At 72.1% G+C, this 12,620-nt stretch carries 14 protein-coding genes; 4 read left to right on the top strand and 10 right to left on the bottom strand.

The window, feature by feature from the left end; genetic code table 11:
- Nucleotides 1–42 precede the first annotated feature (42 nt).
- From IG84_RS0120955 to IG84_RS0120945, 3 genes are all read left to right on the top strand, one after another.
- Nucleotides 43–1,428, top strand: a complete 1,386-nt coding sequence (locus IG84_RS0120955; protein ID WP_031059351.1) for an MBL fold metallo-hydrolase — start codon at nt 43–45, stop codon at nt 1,426–1,428.
- Nucleotides 1,425–2,180 carry a sulfite exporter TauE/SafE family protein gene (locus IG84_RS0120950; protein WP_031059348.1) on the top strand — a complete coding sequence of 252 codons (756 nt, stop codon included), beginning with the start codon at nt 1,425–1,427 and terminating at the stop codon, nt 2,178–2,180. Before IG84_RS0120955 ends, IG84_RS0120950 begins: the two co-directional genes overlap by 4 nt.
- Nucleotides 2,181–2,242: 62 nt before the next feature.
- Nucleotides 2,243–2,812 carry a rhodanese-like domain-containing protein gene (locus tag IG84_RS0120945; RefSeq protein ID WP_031059346.1) on the top strand — a complete coding sequence of 190 codons (570 nt, stop codon included), beginning with the start codon at nt 2,243–2,245 and terminating at the stop codon, nt 2,810–2,812.
- A 24-nt stretch (nt 2,813–2,836) separates the two neighbouring features.
- Here the strand turns inward: IG84_RS0120945 and IG84_RS0120940 are convergent, their stop codons facing one another.
- The 6 genes from IG84_RS0120940 to IG84_RS0120920 all read right to left on the bottom strand — a co-directional run bounded on the left by IG84_RS0120940 (nt 2,837) and on the right by IG84_RS0120920 (nt 7,521).
- Nucleotides 2,837–4,120 carry a DUF6986 family protein gene (locus tag IG84_RS0120940; RefSeq protein ID WP_031059344.1) on the bottom strand — a complete coding sequence of 428 codons (1,284 nt, stop codon included), beginning with the start codon at nt 4,118–4,120 and terminating at the stop codon, nt 2,837–2,839.
- Nucleotides 4,121–4,342: 222 nt separating this feature from the next.
- A complete protein-coding gene (locus IG84_RS0120935) occupies nt 4,343–5,305 on the bottom strand; it encodes an electron transfer flavoprotein subunit alpha/FixB family protein (RefSeq protein ID WP_031059342.1) in 963 nt (320 codons plus the stop codon).
- 76 nt (nt 5,306–5,381) lie between these two features.
- A complete protein-coding gene (locus IG84_RS0120930) occupies nt 5,382–6,167 on the bottom strand; it encodes an electron transfer flavoprotein subunit beta/FixA family protein (RefSeq protein WP_031059341.1) in 786 nt (261 codons plus the stop codon).
- Between the two features lie 211 nt (nt 6,168–6,378).
- Nucleotides 6,379–6,891, bottom strand: coding sequence for a flavin reductase family protein (locus tag IG84_RS0120925; protein ID WP_031059339.1), 513 nt, complete (start codon nt 6,889–6,891; stop codon nt 6,379–6,381).
- Between the two features lie 56 nt (nt 6,892–6,947).
- Nucleotides 6,948–7,028 (bottom strand): putative leader peptide, encoded by an 81-nt coding sequence (locus tag IG84_RS42960; protein WP_382467491.1) that lies wholly within the window; start codon nt 7,026–7,028, stop codon nt 6,948–6,950.
- Nucleotides 7,029–7,122: 94 nt separating this feature from the next.
- Nucleotides 7,123–7,521, bottom strand: a complete 399-nt coding sequence (locus IG84_RS0120920; protein ID WP_078649119.1) for a thioredoxin family protein — start codon at nt 7,519–7,521, stop codon at nt 7,123–7,125.
- A 265-nt stretch (nt 7,522–7,786) separates the two neighbouring features.
- On the opposite strand from IG84_RS0120920, the gene IG84_RS0120915 reads away from it, so the two are divergent.
- On the top strand, nt 7,787–8,500 hold the full coding sequence (locus IG84_RS0120915; protein WP_031059336.1) for a lysophospholipid acyltransferase family protein: 714 nt from the start codon (nt 7,787–7,789) through the stop codon (nt 8,498–8,500).
- A 16-nt stretch (nt 8,501–8,516) separates the two neighbouring features.
- Here the strand turns inward: IG84_RS0120915 and IG84_RS0120910 are convergent, their stop codons facing one another.
- From IG84_RS0120910 to IG84_RS0120895, 4 genes are all read right to left on the bottom strand, one after another.
- Nucleotides 8,517–9,212 carry a B3/B4 domain-containing protein gene (locus tag IG84_RS0120910; RefSeq protein WP_031059335.1) on the bottom strand — a complete coding sequence of 232 codons (696 nt, stop codon included), beginning with the start codon at nt 9,210–9,212 and terminating at the stop codon, nt 8,517–8,519.
- Between the two features lie 92 nt (nt 9,213–9,304).
- Nucleotides 9,305–10,378, bottom strand: a complete 1,074-nt coding sequence (locus IG84_RS0120905; RefSeq protein ID WP_031059334.1) for a threonine aldolase family protein — start codon at nt 10,376–10,378, stop codon at nt 9,305–9,307.
- The gene (locus tag IG84_RS0120900) at nt 10,375–11,136 is read right to left on the bottom strand and encodes an SDR family NAD(P)-dependent oxidoreductase (RefSeq protein WP_031059332.1); all 762 of its coding nucleotides are present in this window, start codon (nt 11,134–11,136) and stop codon (nt 10,375–10,377) included. The genes IG84_RS0120905 and IG84_RS0120900 overlap by 4 nt, the downstream gene beginning before the upstream one ends.
- 29 nt (nt 11,137–11,165) lie before the next feature.
- A complete protein-coding gene (locus tag IG84_RS0120895) occupies nt 11,166–12,563 on the bottom strand; it encodes a DUF6421 family protein (RefSeq protein WP_031059330.1) in 1,398 nt (465 codons plus the stop codon).
- Between the last annotated feature and the right edge of the window lie 57 nt (nt 12,564–12,620).

The following is a 12,620-nucleotide window of genomic DNA, read 5'->3' as shown; positions in this document are numbered from 1 at the left end:
CAGGGGTATACATTTCTCGATACGGAAGGAAGGGGCGCTGCCGTGTTTTTCGTCGACACCCTGGAATTCGAGGGGTTGGGCAACCGCAGCTATCTGGCGGGCGGGCGCTCGGCCGCGGTGGTGATCGACCCGCCACGCGACATCGACCAGGTCCTCGCGGCCGCCACCCGGCGCGGGGTCCGGATCGCCTACGTCGCGGAGACCCATGTGCACAACGACTACGTCACGGGCGGACTGGACCTTGCGCGAATATCCGGCGCCCGCTACCTGGTCCCGGCCGAAGCGGCGGTCTCCTTCGCGCGCACGCCGGTCGCCGACGGCGACACCGTCACGGTCGACGAGGGCCTGGTCCTGCGGGCGGTGGCGACCCCCGGGCACACCCCGCACCACACCTCCTACGTCCTGGCGGACGCGGGCAGCGGCGTGGCCGCGTTCACCGGCGGCTCGCTGCTGATCGGCACGGTCGGGCGGCCCGACCTCGTCGAGCCGCGGCTGACCGAGCGGCTGGCCCGCGCCCAGTACGCCTCGGCGCACCGCCTCGCCGACGAGCTGGCCGACGAGGTCCCGGTGCTGCCGACGCACGGCTTCGGCAGCTTCTGTTCGTCGGCGCAGGCCGAGGGGGACACCACGACGATCGGCGCGGAGCGGCGGAACAACGCCGCGTTCACCCAGGACGTGGACACCTTCGTCGCGGAGCTGCTGGCCGGTCTGGAGGACGTACCGGCGTACTACGCGCACATGGGCCCGGCCAACGCGGCAGGGCCCGCGCCCGTCGACCTCACTCCGCCGGAGCCCGCCGACGCCGAGCAGCTCGCGCGGCGGCTGGCGGCCGGTGAGTGGGTGGTGGACCTGCGCAACCGGGTCGCGTACGCCGAAGGGCACCTCGCCGGTTCGTTCAACTTCGAGGGCGAGGGCAAGCTCGCCACGTATCTGGCCTGGCTGATCCCCTGGGGCAAGCCGGTCACGCTGCTGGCCGAGACGCCCGGGCAGCTGGCCGACGCGCAGCGGGAGCTGGCCCGGGTGGGCATCGACCGGCCGGCGGCAGCGGCCACGGGCGCGCCGGAGAGCTGGCTGCGCGAGGGCGAGAAGCTGCGCTCCTTCCCGCGGGCCACCTTCGCCGACCTGGCACGCGCCGCGGCCGGTCAGGACCTGGTCGTACTGGACGTACGGCGTGACTCCGAGCGCGCCGACGGGTACGTCGAGGGCTCGCTGCACATCCCGATCCACGAGCTGCGCGGCCGCGTCGGAGAGGTGCCGGCGGGCGTGGTGTGGGTGCACTGCGCGGGCGGGATGCGGGCGGCGATCGCCGCGTCCCTGCTGGACGCGGCCGGGCGGGACGTCGTCGCCGTCGACGACCGGTTCGACGCGGCCGCGCCGGCCGGGCTTCGGCTCGTGCTCCCCGGGCCGGGGACCGATACGGCTCGATGACGGGACTCCTCCTGGCCCTGGTCGCCGGCGCGGTGGTCGGCCTGGCGCTCGGCGCACTCGGCGGCGGGGGCAGCGTGCTCGCCGTCCCCGCGCTGATCTACCTCCTCGGCTTCACCCCGGCAGCGGCGACCACCGCGAGCCTCCTGATCGTCACCGCCACCTCGCTCACCGCCCTGTACGCCCATGCCCGCGCGGGCAACGTACGGTGGCGGGCCGGCGCGCTGTTCGCGGCCGCCGGGCTGCTGCCGGCGGCGCTGGCCGGCGCGGCGGCGGCCCGCCTGCCGCAGTGGCTGCTGACGGTCGCCTTCGCCGCCGTCGCCGCGTTGGCGGCCCTGCGGATGCTGCGCTGCGCGCGGCCGGACGCCGCCGAACGGGGAACCCCGTCGGTACGGCCGGCCAGGGCGGCGGGCAGCGGCGCCGGGCTGGGGGCGCTGACGGGGCTGCTGGGCGTCGGCGGGGGTTTTCTCGCCGTGCCCGCGCTGGTCACCGTGCTGGCCTTCGAGATGCCGGCCGCCGTGGGCACCAGCCTGCTGGTCATCTCGGCCAACTCGCTGGCCTCCCTGGCCACCCGCGGTACGACCATGGGCGGGCTGGACTGGGCGGTCATCGCCCCGTTCACCGCCACGGCCGTGCTGGGCGCCTGGGACGGCAAGCGGCTGGCCGCGAAGGCGTCGGGGCCGGTGCTGCAGCGGGCGTTCGCCGGAGTACTGCTGGCGGTCGCGGCGTTCATGGTGATCGACGCGGTGACGTGACGGGGCGGCCGCCCCCCCGACAGCCCCGACAAACAAGAGACACACGAAAGGCAACGAACCTGATGGCCACCACCCCCACCGCCCTCACCACCGATGAGGCCGGCGAGCGACTCGACGAACTGACCGTGATCGACGTACGGACGCCCGGGGAGTACGCCACCGGGCATCTGCCCGGCGCGCACAACATCCCCCTGGACCGCCTCGGCGAGGCCGTGCCCGCGCTGCGGAGCGCGGCGTCGCGGGCCGGCCTGCTCATGGTCTGCGCCTCCGGCAACCGGTCGGCGCAGGCATGCGCGGCCCTCGCCGAGCAGGGCATCACGGCCGCCACCCTGACCGGCGGCACCCACGCCTGGGTGCAGCACGGACTCGACGTGCTGCGCCCGGAGGGCGGGCGTGCCGTCTGGGCGATGGAGCGTCAGGTGCGACTGGCCGCCGGATCGCTGGTGCTGACCGGCCTGGTCGCCGGGCGGCGGTGGCCCGCCGCCCGGCTGCTGTCGGCCGGTATCGCCGGCGGGCTGGTCTTCTCGGCGCTCACCGACACCTGCGGCATGGCCCGGGTGCTGGCGAAGCTGCCGTACAACCGGGCCGGTGCCACGGACCTGTCCGCCACGCTGGCCGCTCTGCAGGACTGACCCCGCCGGGTCGGCCCGCCCGGGTCAGCCCGCCTGCGTCGGCCGGCCCGCCAGGCCGTCCAGGTCCGCGCGGGTGAGGCCGGTGAGCCGGGCGACCTCGGCGATGTCGACGGCGCCGCAGTCCAGGCCGCGCAGCAGGTAGCCGCTGAGCGCCTTGGCCGTCGCGGGCTCGTCCATCACGGCGCCGCCGGCCTTGGCGACGTACGCGGCGAGGCGCGCCGCGGCCTTTTCGAGGCCCTCGCGGTAGAAGGCGTACACGGCCGCGTACCGGGTGGGCAGGTGGGCCGGGTGCATGTCCCAGCCCTGGTAGTACGCGCGGGCCAGGGAGCGGCGTACGAGGCCGTGGTGGAGACGCCAGGCGTCGTGCACCTGCTCGGTGGAGCCGACGGGCAGGACGTTGGTGGAACCGTCGGACAGCCGGACCCCCGTGCCGGCCGCCGCGACCTGCATGACCGCCTTCGCGTGGTCGGCCACCGGGTGGTCGAGCGACTGGTGAGCGGCGCTGACCCCGCAGGAGGCGCTGTAGTCGAAGGTGCCGTAGTGCAGCGAGGTGGCGCGGCCCTCGGCCGCCTCGATCATGCGGGCGACGGTGGCGCGGCCGTCGGCGCCCAGGATCGACTGGGTGGTCTCGATCTGGATCTCGAAGCCGATCCGGCCCGCGGCCAGGCCGTGCTCCTTCTCGAACGCCTCCAGCAGCCGGACCATGGCCGTGACCTGCTCGGCGTAGGTGACCTTGGGGAGGGTGAGGACGAGGCCCTCGGGCAGCCCGCCGGCCCGCATCAGGCCGGTGAGGAAGATGTCCAGGGTGCGGATGCCGCGGTCGCGGACGGCGGCCTCCATGCACTTCATGCGGATGCCCATGTACGGGGCCGCGGTGCCGTCCTGGTACGCGGCGGCGATCGTCGCGGCGGCGCGGGCCGCGGCCTCGTCCTCCTCGGCGTCCGCGCGTGCGCCGTAGCCGTCCTCGAAGTCGACGCGCAGGTCCTCGATGGGCTCGCGCTCCAGCTTGGCCCGTACGCGGTCGTACACGGGTCCGGCGAGCTCGTCGGAGATGCCGAGTACGGAGGCGAGGGCCGCGGCGTCCGGGGCGTGCTCGTCCAGCGCGGTGCGCGCCGCCTCGCCCCAGGAGCGGATGGTGTCGGCGGCGAAGATGTCACCGGGGACGTAGACCGTGTGGACGGGCTGGCGGGTGCCCGGATCCCCTGGGTAGCGCCGCGCGAGGTCCGCGTCGACCGCGGCCAGGGAGGCTCCGATCTCCTCGCGTACGGCGCTCGCAAGGCTCGTGGCCACGGTCTCCTGCTGCGGCATTCGACACCCTCCCGATAGGGGGACGTTTCCATCCCAGATTCGCTTAAGAGTTAGGCAAGTTTCGCTTCATGGAAGCGAAACTCCGCATAGTGAAGCTATCCGCGCCGTCTGGCCAGGTCAACACCCATCTTGCCGTTGCGCGCAGTTCACGCCTTCCTCCCAAACGCCGGGCCCCGTACGCGGCGTACGCGTACGGGGCCCGGCGGGGTGTCGCGGGACGGGTCAGCCCTTGCGGGTCTTGACCTCGTCGGTCAGCGCGGGGACGACGTTGAAGAGGTCGCCGACGACGCCGTAGTCGACCAGGTCGAAGATCGGGGCCTCTTCGTCCTTGTTGATGGCCACGATGGTCTTCGAGGTCTGCATGCCGGCGCGGTGCTGGATCGCACCGGAGATACCGGCGGCGATGTAGAGCTGCGGCGACACGGACTTACCGGTCTGGCCGACCTGGTTGGTGTGCGGGTACCAGCCCGCGTCCACCGCGGCACGCGAGGCGCCGACGGCCGCGCCGAGCGAGTCGGCGAGGGCCTCGATGACCGGGAAGTTCTCGGCACCGTTGACGCCACGGCCACCGGAGACCACGATCGCGGCCTCGGTCAGGTCCGGACGGCCGGTGGACTCACGCGGGGTGCGGGAGACGACCTTGGTGCCCTTGGAGGAGTCGGCCACGGTCACCGCGAGCGCCTCGACCGTACCGGCGGCCGCGGCGGGCTCCACCGGGGCGGAGTTGGGCTTGACGGTGATGACCGGGGTGCCCTTGGAGACACGGGACTTGGTGGTGAAGGAGGCGGCGAACACCGACTGGGTGGCCACCGGGCCCTCGTCGCCGGCCTCCAGGTCCACGGCGTCGGTGATGATGCCGGAGCCGATGCGCACCGCGAGGCGGGCACCGATCTCCTTGCCCTCCGCGGAGGACGGCAGCAGCACGGCGGCCGGGGAGACGGCCTCGTAGGCGGCCTGCAGCGCGTCCACCTTCGGGGCGACGAGGTACTCGCCGAACTCCGGGGCGTCCGCGGTCAGGACCTTGACCGCGCCGTGCTCGGCGAGCGCGGACGCGGTGTCGGCCGCGCCGTTGCCGAGGGAGACGGCGACCGGGTCGCCGATGCGGCGGGCGAGGGTCAGCAGTTCGAGGGTGGGCTTGCGGACGGCACCGTCCACGTGGTCGACGAAGACAAGGACTTCAGCCATGGGATTGCACTCCTGCGGGAAAAGATGCGGCGGTTGAGGGGCGACCGAGCCGGGGACGCGCCCCGGCCCCAGGGCCTTAGATGAACTTCTGGCCCGCGAGGAACTCGGCGAGCTGCTTCGCACCCTCGCCCTCGTCCTTGACGATCGTGCCGGCCGTACGGGCCGGACGCTCGGTGGCGTCCTCGACCTTGGTCCAGGCACCCTCCAGACCGACCTCGTCCGCGTCGATGTCCAGGTCGTCCAGCTCCAGGGACTCCACCGGCTTCTTCTTGGCGGCCATGATGCCCTTGAAGGAGGGGTAACGCGCCTCGCCGGACTGGTCGGTGACCGACACGACGGCCGGCAGCGACGCCTCGAGCTGCTCGGTGGCGGTGTCGCCGTCGCGACGGCCCTTCACGACGCCGTCCTCGACGGAGACCTCGGAGAGCTGGGTGACCTGCGGGACGCCCAGGCGCTCGGCCAGCATCGCGGGCAGCACGCCCATGGTGCCGTCGGTGGAGGCCATACCGCAGACGACCAGGTCGTAGCCGGTCTTCTCGATGGCCTTGGCCAGCACGAGGGAGGTGCCCACCGCGTCGGTGCCGTGCAGGTCGTCGTCCTCGACGTGCACGCCCTTGTCGGCGCCCATCGACAGCGCCTTGCGGAGCGCGTCGTTGGCGTCCTCGGGGCCGACGGTGAGCACCGTGATCTCGGCGTCGTCGGCCGCTTCCTTGATCTGGAGAGCCTGCTCGACGGCGTACTCATCCAGCTCCGAGAGCAGACCGTCCACGTCGTCGCGGTCGACGGTCAGGTCCTCGGCGAAGTGCCGGTCGCCGGTGGCGTCGGGCACGTACTTCACACAGACAACGATCCTCAGGCTCACGCCGGCTCTCCTACCTGCTTCGTCGCTTCACAACTGCCTTGTGCTGGCAGCATAGGCGCCTGTTGGGGCGGCTCCCGGTCGGGTGCGCGTCCCCGCGCCGACCGAAATATTACTCGCCAGTACACCTATGCATTTCCCCGATGGCAAGCGCGTTGAACTGTGACCTTGCCAACGGCCCCGACCTGGCGTGTCGGGGCCGCCGGACGGGGTGTCAGTCACGTAGGGCGGTGAAGCTTCCCTGGTGGTACAGCAACGGCCGGCCCGGCCCCGTCGGATCCCCGACGACGGCCTCGGCCAGCACGATCCGGTGGTCCCCCGCGGGCACCCGCGCCACGACCCGGCCGACCAGCCAGGCGAGCACGCCGTCGAGGACCGGCACACCCTGGGGGCCGGTGTGCCACGAGGTGGGAGCGGCGAAGCGGTCGGCGCCGCTGCGCGCGAAGGTGGCGGCCAGCTCGTGCTGGTCCTCGCCGAGTATGTGGATGCCGACGTACTCCGCCTCCGCGAGGACGGGCCAGCTGGAACTGCCGGTGCCCACCCCGAAGGAGACCAGGGGCGGTTCGGCGGCGACGGAGGTGAGGGAGGTGGCGGTGAAGCCGACCGGGCCAGCGTGCGGGCCCTGCGCGGTGATCACGGCGACTCCCGCCGCGTGCCGCCGGAAGACCGAGCGCAGCAGTTCGGGAGAGGCCAGCTGGGGTGCCGCGAGGTCGGACGAGACGGTCATGAACGTGTCCTTCTGCTGTGGTGTACGAACCGGAGCGGTACTGCTGTCGTCGCTGCTCAAGCGCCCGGACAGCGCGCGCTCGCGGTGCGCAGGAGGTCCACGTGGACACGTCCGTACAGAAGGGGATCAGGCCGCATGACGTCAGACTGACGATGCGTGCGTGATGCAGTCAAGTGCTCACGGGCAGGTGCGACCACAATCACGCAGCGTGTACGGGTCGCGCGCACGGCTTCAGGTGCCGACCGCGGCACCCAGCGCCGCGATGACGTCCGCCTTGCGGGGCTGGCCGGAGGCGCGGCGCACGACCGTGCCTGCCGCGTCCAGGACGAGGACGGTCGGGGTCCGCACGATGCGCAGCTCCCGTACGAGGTCGAGATGGGCTTCGGCGTCGACCTCGACGTGCGTCACGCCGGGCACCATGCCCGCGACGTCCTCCAGAGTGCGGCGGGTGGCCCGGCACGGCTGGCAGAAGGCGCTGGAGAACTGTACGAGCGTGGCCCGCTCCCCCAGTCCGGCGCCGATCCGCTCCGCGGTCAGCCGCTCCGTCCCCTGCTGTCCTGCCTGCCCTGCCACCTTCGGCCTTCCGTCGCCGCGCCGTTGTCCGTACCTCTGGAGGTGCCTTCTGTACATCCCTCGGTGTCAGTGTAGGCGCGCCGGCGATGATTCCCGGCCGGTGTACCGTCTGCGTCGGGAGCCTGGTTGATCAGCGGTTGCCGGGGTACGCGGAAGGGAACGACCGCACGTGGACGTGACGAGGATCTCCCGGCCCGAAGGGGCCCGGCGGTAGCCGCTGCGCCCTTCTTCGGGCACGATCTCCCGAAAGCCGCAAAGCTACGGCTGCGTAACTTCCCGCCGGGAGAGCCCCTCCCCAGGCACAGAAGGGGACCCCCCGACCATGGCAGAGCTCGTTTATCCGCCCGTCATCGGTTTCGCCCGCACGGCGTTCAAAGCACTGGACCTGAAGTTCGACATCGCGGGGACGGAGAACATCCCGCGGCGCGGGGGCGCGGTGCTGGTGAGCAACCACATCGGGTACCTGGACTTCATCTTCTGCGGCCTGGCCGCGCTGCCCGCGAAGCGGCTGGTGCGCTTCATGGCCAAGGACTCGGTCTTCCGGCACAAGGTGTCCGGGCCTCTGATGCGCGCGATGAAGCACATCCCCGTGGACCGCTCGCAGGGCGTGCACGCCTACCGCCACGCGCTGAGCGCGCTGCGCGGCGGCGAGATCATCGGGGTCTTCCCCGAGGCCACCATCTCCGAGTCCTTCACGCTGAAGACCTTCAAGTCCGGTGCGGCCCGGCTGGCCCAGGAGGCCGGCGTGCCGCTACTCCCGATGGCGCTGTGGGGCACCCAGCGACTGTGGACCAAGGGCCACAAGCGCGACCTGGGGCGGAACCACTTCCCGATCACCATCCGGGTCGGCGAGCCGATCGAGGCGCCCGCCGAGGAGCAGACCGACAAGATCACCGACCGGCTGCGCCTCCGGGTGCAGGACCTGCTGGAGGCGGCCCAGCGCGCCTACCCCGTACGCCCCAAGGGACCGGACGACACCTGGTGGGTACCGGCGCACCTGGGCGGCACGGCACCGGCACCGCGGACGGCGGGCTGACCCTCCGGCGCGCGCCTCAGCGGCGGATCTCGCCCAGTTCGATGCGCGCGCCCGGGGAGAACTTCTCCAGCAGTTCGACCAGTTCCGCGCCCGCCTCCTCCAGCGCGTCCAGCGTCATCGGCGCCATCCGCTCCAGCAGGAACAGCGCGCTGGTGGAGTCCTCGGTGAGGCGGGTGCGGACGCCCTGGCGCCAGTTCCAGCGGCGGCAGGTGACACCGATGCCGTCCTGCCAGACGACCTCACCCGGCTCGGGGTGCTCGGTCACGGGCTCGCCGTCGGCCGCCGTCTCAAAGGGCTCGTCGCCGGTGGCGCGTACCAGGCGCATCCCGCCCTCGATGCGCGCCAGGTCCTCGCCGCCGACCGGGACGACGTGCGCGACGCTGATCGCGTTGTAGACGTCGACGAGGCGGTTGACACGGGGCAGGCCGCCGCCGGCCAGGGCGCGCCGGGCCAGCGCCTCGGCGGAGTTGCGGGTGCGCGAGGGCTTGGCGCCGAAGGCGGTGTACGCGGCGCGCCAGGCGGCGATGTGCGGTTCGCCCTGCGGAGGCTGGCCGCCCAGCCGCGCGGCGAGCCGGGCCGCCGCCTCGTCCAGCAGTGCCGAACTGGCCTCGTCGCTGGGCCCGTTGACCAGGTCGCGGGCCTCGACGACGAGGTGGGCGAAGCCGGGCGCCAGCGCCCGGACATCATCGGAGACGGTGACGGAGATGCTCATGGCGGGCATTCCAGCACGCACGCACGCGGTTCAGCAAGCTGCACCGAAAAGTACAAGCTACTGAACCGCGTATCGCGTATCCTGTGCCGGCGTTACGGCCTGCCCATCTCCTCGCGGAGCGCGGCCACAAAGCCGTCCACGTCCTCCACGGTGGTGTCGAAGGAGCACATCCACCGGACGTCGCCGGCCGCCTCGTCCCAGAAGTAGAAGCGGTACCGCTTCATCAGACGCTCGCTCACGTCGTGCGGCAGCCGCGCGAAGACGGCATTGGCCTGGACCGGGTACAGGATCTCCACGCCCTCGACCGCGCGCACCCCGGCGGCCAGCCGCTGCGCCATCGTGTTGGCGTGCCGGGCGTTGCGCAGCCACAGGTCCTTGGCCAGCAGCGCTTCGAGCTGCACGGACACGAAGCGCATCTTCGAGGCGAGCTGCATCGACAGCTTCCGCAGGTGCTTCATGGCGCGCACGGCGTCGGGGTTGATGACGACCACGGCCTCGCCGAAGATCGCGCCGTTCTTCGTGCCGCCCAGCGACAGGATGTCCACGCCCACCGCGTTGGTGAACGCCCGCATGGGAACGTCCAGCGACGCCGAGGCGTTGGCTATCCGGGAGCCGTCGAGATGCACGACCATGCCGCGCTCGTGGGCGTGCTCGCAGATGGCCCGGATCTCCTCGGGGGTGTAGACCGTGCCGAGTTCGGTGTTCTGCGTGATCGAGACGGCCTGCGGCATGGCCCGGTGCTCGTCGTCCCAGCCGTACGCCTCACGGTCGATGAGCTCGGGGGTGAGCTTGCCGTCCGGGGTGGGGACGGTCAGCAGCTTCAGGCCGCCGACCCGCTCCGGCGCCCCGCATTCGTCGACGTTGATGTGCGCGGACTCGGCGCAGATCACCGCGCCCCAGCGGTCGGTCACGGCCTGGAGGGCGACGACGTTGGCGCCGGTGCCGTTGAAGACGGGGAACGCCTCGGCGGTCTGCCCGAAGTGGCTGCGGATGACGCGCTGGAGATTCTCGGTGTACTCGTCCCCGCCGTAGGCGATCTGGTGACCGCCGTTGGCGAGGGCGAGCGCCTCGAGGATCTCGGGGTGCGTGCCGGCGTAGTTGTCGCTGGCGAAGCCGCGTACCGAGGGGTCGTGGTGGCGCCGCGCGTCGGTCTTGCCGGCACTCACGGCTTGGGGGTCAGCCACAGACGCTGTCCATTCACTTCCTGGGCGGGCCGGTTCCAGACGCCGACGACGGCCTCTGCCAGCTCGGCAACGTCCGTGAAGCCCGCGAATTTCGCGTTCGGTCGCTCGGCGCGCATCTGGTCGTTGACGAGCGCCTTGACCACCAGGATGGCAGCCGCCGCGAGCGGACCGCCGTCACCCCCGGCCTTGCGGAAGGCATCACCCAGCGCGAGGGTCCAGGCTTCGGCGGCGGCCTTGGAGGCGGCGTAGGCGGCGTTCCCGGCCGTCGGCTTGCTCGCGCCCGCGGCGCTGATGAGCAGGTAGCGGCCGTTGCCGCTGCGCTTCAGCGGGCCCTCGAAGGCGAGCGAGGTGTGCTGGACGGTGCGGATCAGCAGCTTCTCCAGCAGGTCCCAGTCGGCGAGGTCGGTCTCCGCGAAGGACGCGGAGCCGCGCCAGCCGCCCACGAGGTGCACCAGGCCGTCGATCCGGCCGAATTCCTTCTCCGTGCGGTCCGCCCACTCCCGGGTGGCGTTCAGGTCCAGGAGGTCGACGGTGTCGCCGATGACGGTCGCGCCGCCGTGGGCGTACCGCGCGGCGTCCACCGCCTCGGCCAGCCGTGCGGCGTCCGCGTCCGAGGCGATCACCGTGGCACCCGCCTCGGCCAGCCGCAGCAGCGCCGCCCGGCCCGCCGGGCCCGCCGCGCCGGCCACCGCGACGACCGCGCCCTCCAGTGCGCCCTGGTTACCGGTCGTAGTAGTCATCTCGGCCTCCCGCTGCTCCTCGTCCGCGCTCACGCCGCCGCCCCTGCCTCGTCGCCGGCCGTGATGCCCTTCGTGGAGGCGATGACATCACGGAGCTTCTTGCGCAGGGCCTCATAGAACATGCTCAACGGGAATTCGTCCGGAAGCACCTCGTCGACGAGTTTCCGCGGCGGGAGGCTCAGGTCCAGGGCGTCAGGGCCCTTGGCCCAGACCGAGCCGGGGTGCGGCGCGAGGTAGCTGGAGACCAGGTCGTACGCGGCGAACCAGTGGACCAGCTTGGGCCGGTCGATACCGTCGCGGTAGAGCTTCTCGATCTCGCCGCAGAGCTGCTGGGTGACCAGCGGGGCCCGCTCCCAGTCGATGTGCAGGGTGTTGTCCGTCCAGCGCACGACGTCGTGCTGGTGCAGGTACGCGAAGAGGAGCTGGCCGCCGAGGCCGTCGTAGTTCTTCACGCGGTCGCCGGTGACCGGGAAGCGGAACATCCGGTCGAAGATCACGGCGTACTGGACATCCCTGGCCTGCGGCAGGCCCTCCGCCTCCAGCTTCACGGCCTCCTTGAAGGCGGTGAGGTCGCAGCGCAGCTCCTCCAGGCCGTACATCCAGAACGGCTGCCGCTGCTTGATCATGAACGGGTCGAAGGGCAGGTCACCGTGGCTGTGCGTACGGTCGTGCACCATGTCCCACAGGACGAACGCCTGCTGGCAGCGGTCCTGGTCGGCGAGCATCGCGCGCACGTCGTCCGGGAGGTCGATGCCGAGGACGTCCACGGCGGCCTCGCTGACCCGGCGGAAGCGCGCGGCCTCGCGGTCGCAGAAGATGCCGCCCCAGCTGAAGCGCTCGGGGGCCTCGCGCACGGCGATGGTCTCGGGGAAGAGCACCGCGGAGTTCGTGTCGTAGCCGGCGGTGAAGTCCTCGAAGGTGATGCCGCAGAACAGCGGGTTGTCGTAGCGGGTGCGCTCCAGCTCCGCGAGCCACTCGGGCCAGACCATGCGCAGCACGACCGCTTCGAAGTTGCGGTCCGGGTTCCCGTTCTGCGTGTACATCGGGAAGACGACCAGGTGCTGCAGGCCGTCCGCGCGGTCCCGGGCCGGCTGGAAGGCGAGCAGCGAGTCCAGGAAGTCCGGCACGGCGAAGCCGCCGTCGGCCCAGCGGCGCAGGTCGGCGACGAGCGTGCGGTGGTACGCGGCGTCGTGCGGCAGCAGCGGGGAGAGCGCCTCGACCGCGGATATCGCGCGGTCCACCGCGCCCCGGACCGTGGCGGCGTCGGGCGCGCCCTCGGCGTCCAGGTCGATGGAGCCGTCCGCGGACTGCCAGGGCCTGATGGCCTCGATGGCGTCCTTCAGTACGGGCCAGGCCGCGTGCTCGACCACGCGCTCTGCGGTCGAGGTGCCCGCCTGGACACTCACAGGCGAAAGAATTTCCGTCATGACTGCCCTCCGGCAGGAGATCGTTCGGTGGGTACACCGTAACCGGCAGGCCCCCGT

This window comes from Streptomyces ochraceiscleroticus (assembly GCF_000720485.1).
GTDB lineage: Bacteria > Actinomycetota > Actinomycetes > Streptomycetales > Streptomycetaceae > Streptomyces > Streptomyces ochraceiscleroticus.
This window is presented reverse-complemented; position numbering and strand designations above follow the sequence as displayed.

Coding starts and splice junctions, on each gene's coding strand:
- IG84_RS0120950 (WP_031059348.1), top strand. CDS start 1,425: ATGACGGGACTCCTCCTGGCCCTGGTCGCCGGCGCGGTGGTCGGCCTG.
- IG84_RS0120945 (WP_031059346.1), top strand. CDS start 2,243: ATGGCCACCACCCCCACCGCCCTCACCACCGATGAGGCCGGCGAGCGA.
- IG84_RS0120940 (WP_031059344.1), bottom strand. CDS start 4,120: ATGCCGCAGCAGGAGACCGTGGCCACGAGCCTTGCGAGCGCCGTACGC.
- IG84_RS0120935 (WP_031059342.1), bottom strand. CDS start 5,305: ATGGCTGAAGTCCTTGTCTTCGTCGACCACGTGGACGGTGCCGTCCGC.
- IG84_RS0120925 (WP_031059339.1), bottom strand. CDS start 6,891: ATGACCGTCTCGTCCGACCTCGCGGCACCCCAGCTGGCCTCTCCCGAA.
- IG84_RS42960 (WP_382467491.1), bottom strand. CDS start 7,028: ATGCGGCCTGATCCCCTTCTGTACGGACGTGTCCACGTGGACCTCCTG.
- IG84_RS0120920 (WP_078649119.1), bottom strand. CDS start 7,521: ATGTACAGAAGGCACCTCCAGAGGTACGGACAACGGCGCGGCGACGGA.
- IG84_RS0120915 (WP_031059336.1), top strand. CDS start 7,787: ATGGCAGAGCTCGTTTATCCGCCCGTCATCGGTTTCGCCCGCACGGCG.
- IG84_RS0120910 (WP_031059335.1), bottom strand. CDS start 9,212: ATGAGCATCTCCGTCACCGTCTCCGATGATGTCCGGGCGCTGGCGCCC.
- IG84_RS0120900 (WP_031059332.1), bottom strand. CDS start 11,136: ATGACTACTACGACCGGTAACCAGGGCGCACTGGAGGGCGCGGTCGTC.
- IG84_RS0120895 (WP_031059330.1), bottom strand. CDS start 12,563: ATGACGGAAATTCTTTCGCCTGTGAGTGTCCAGGCGGGCACCTCGACC.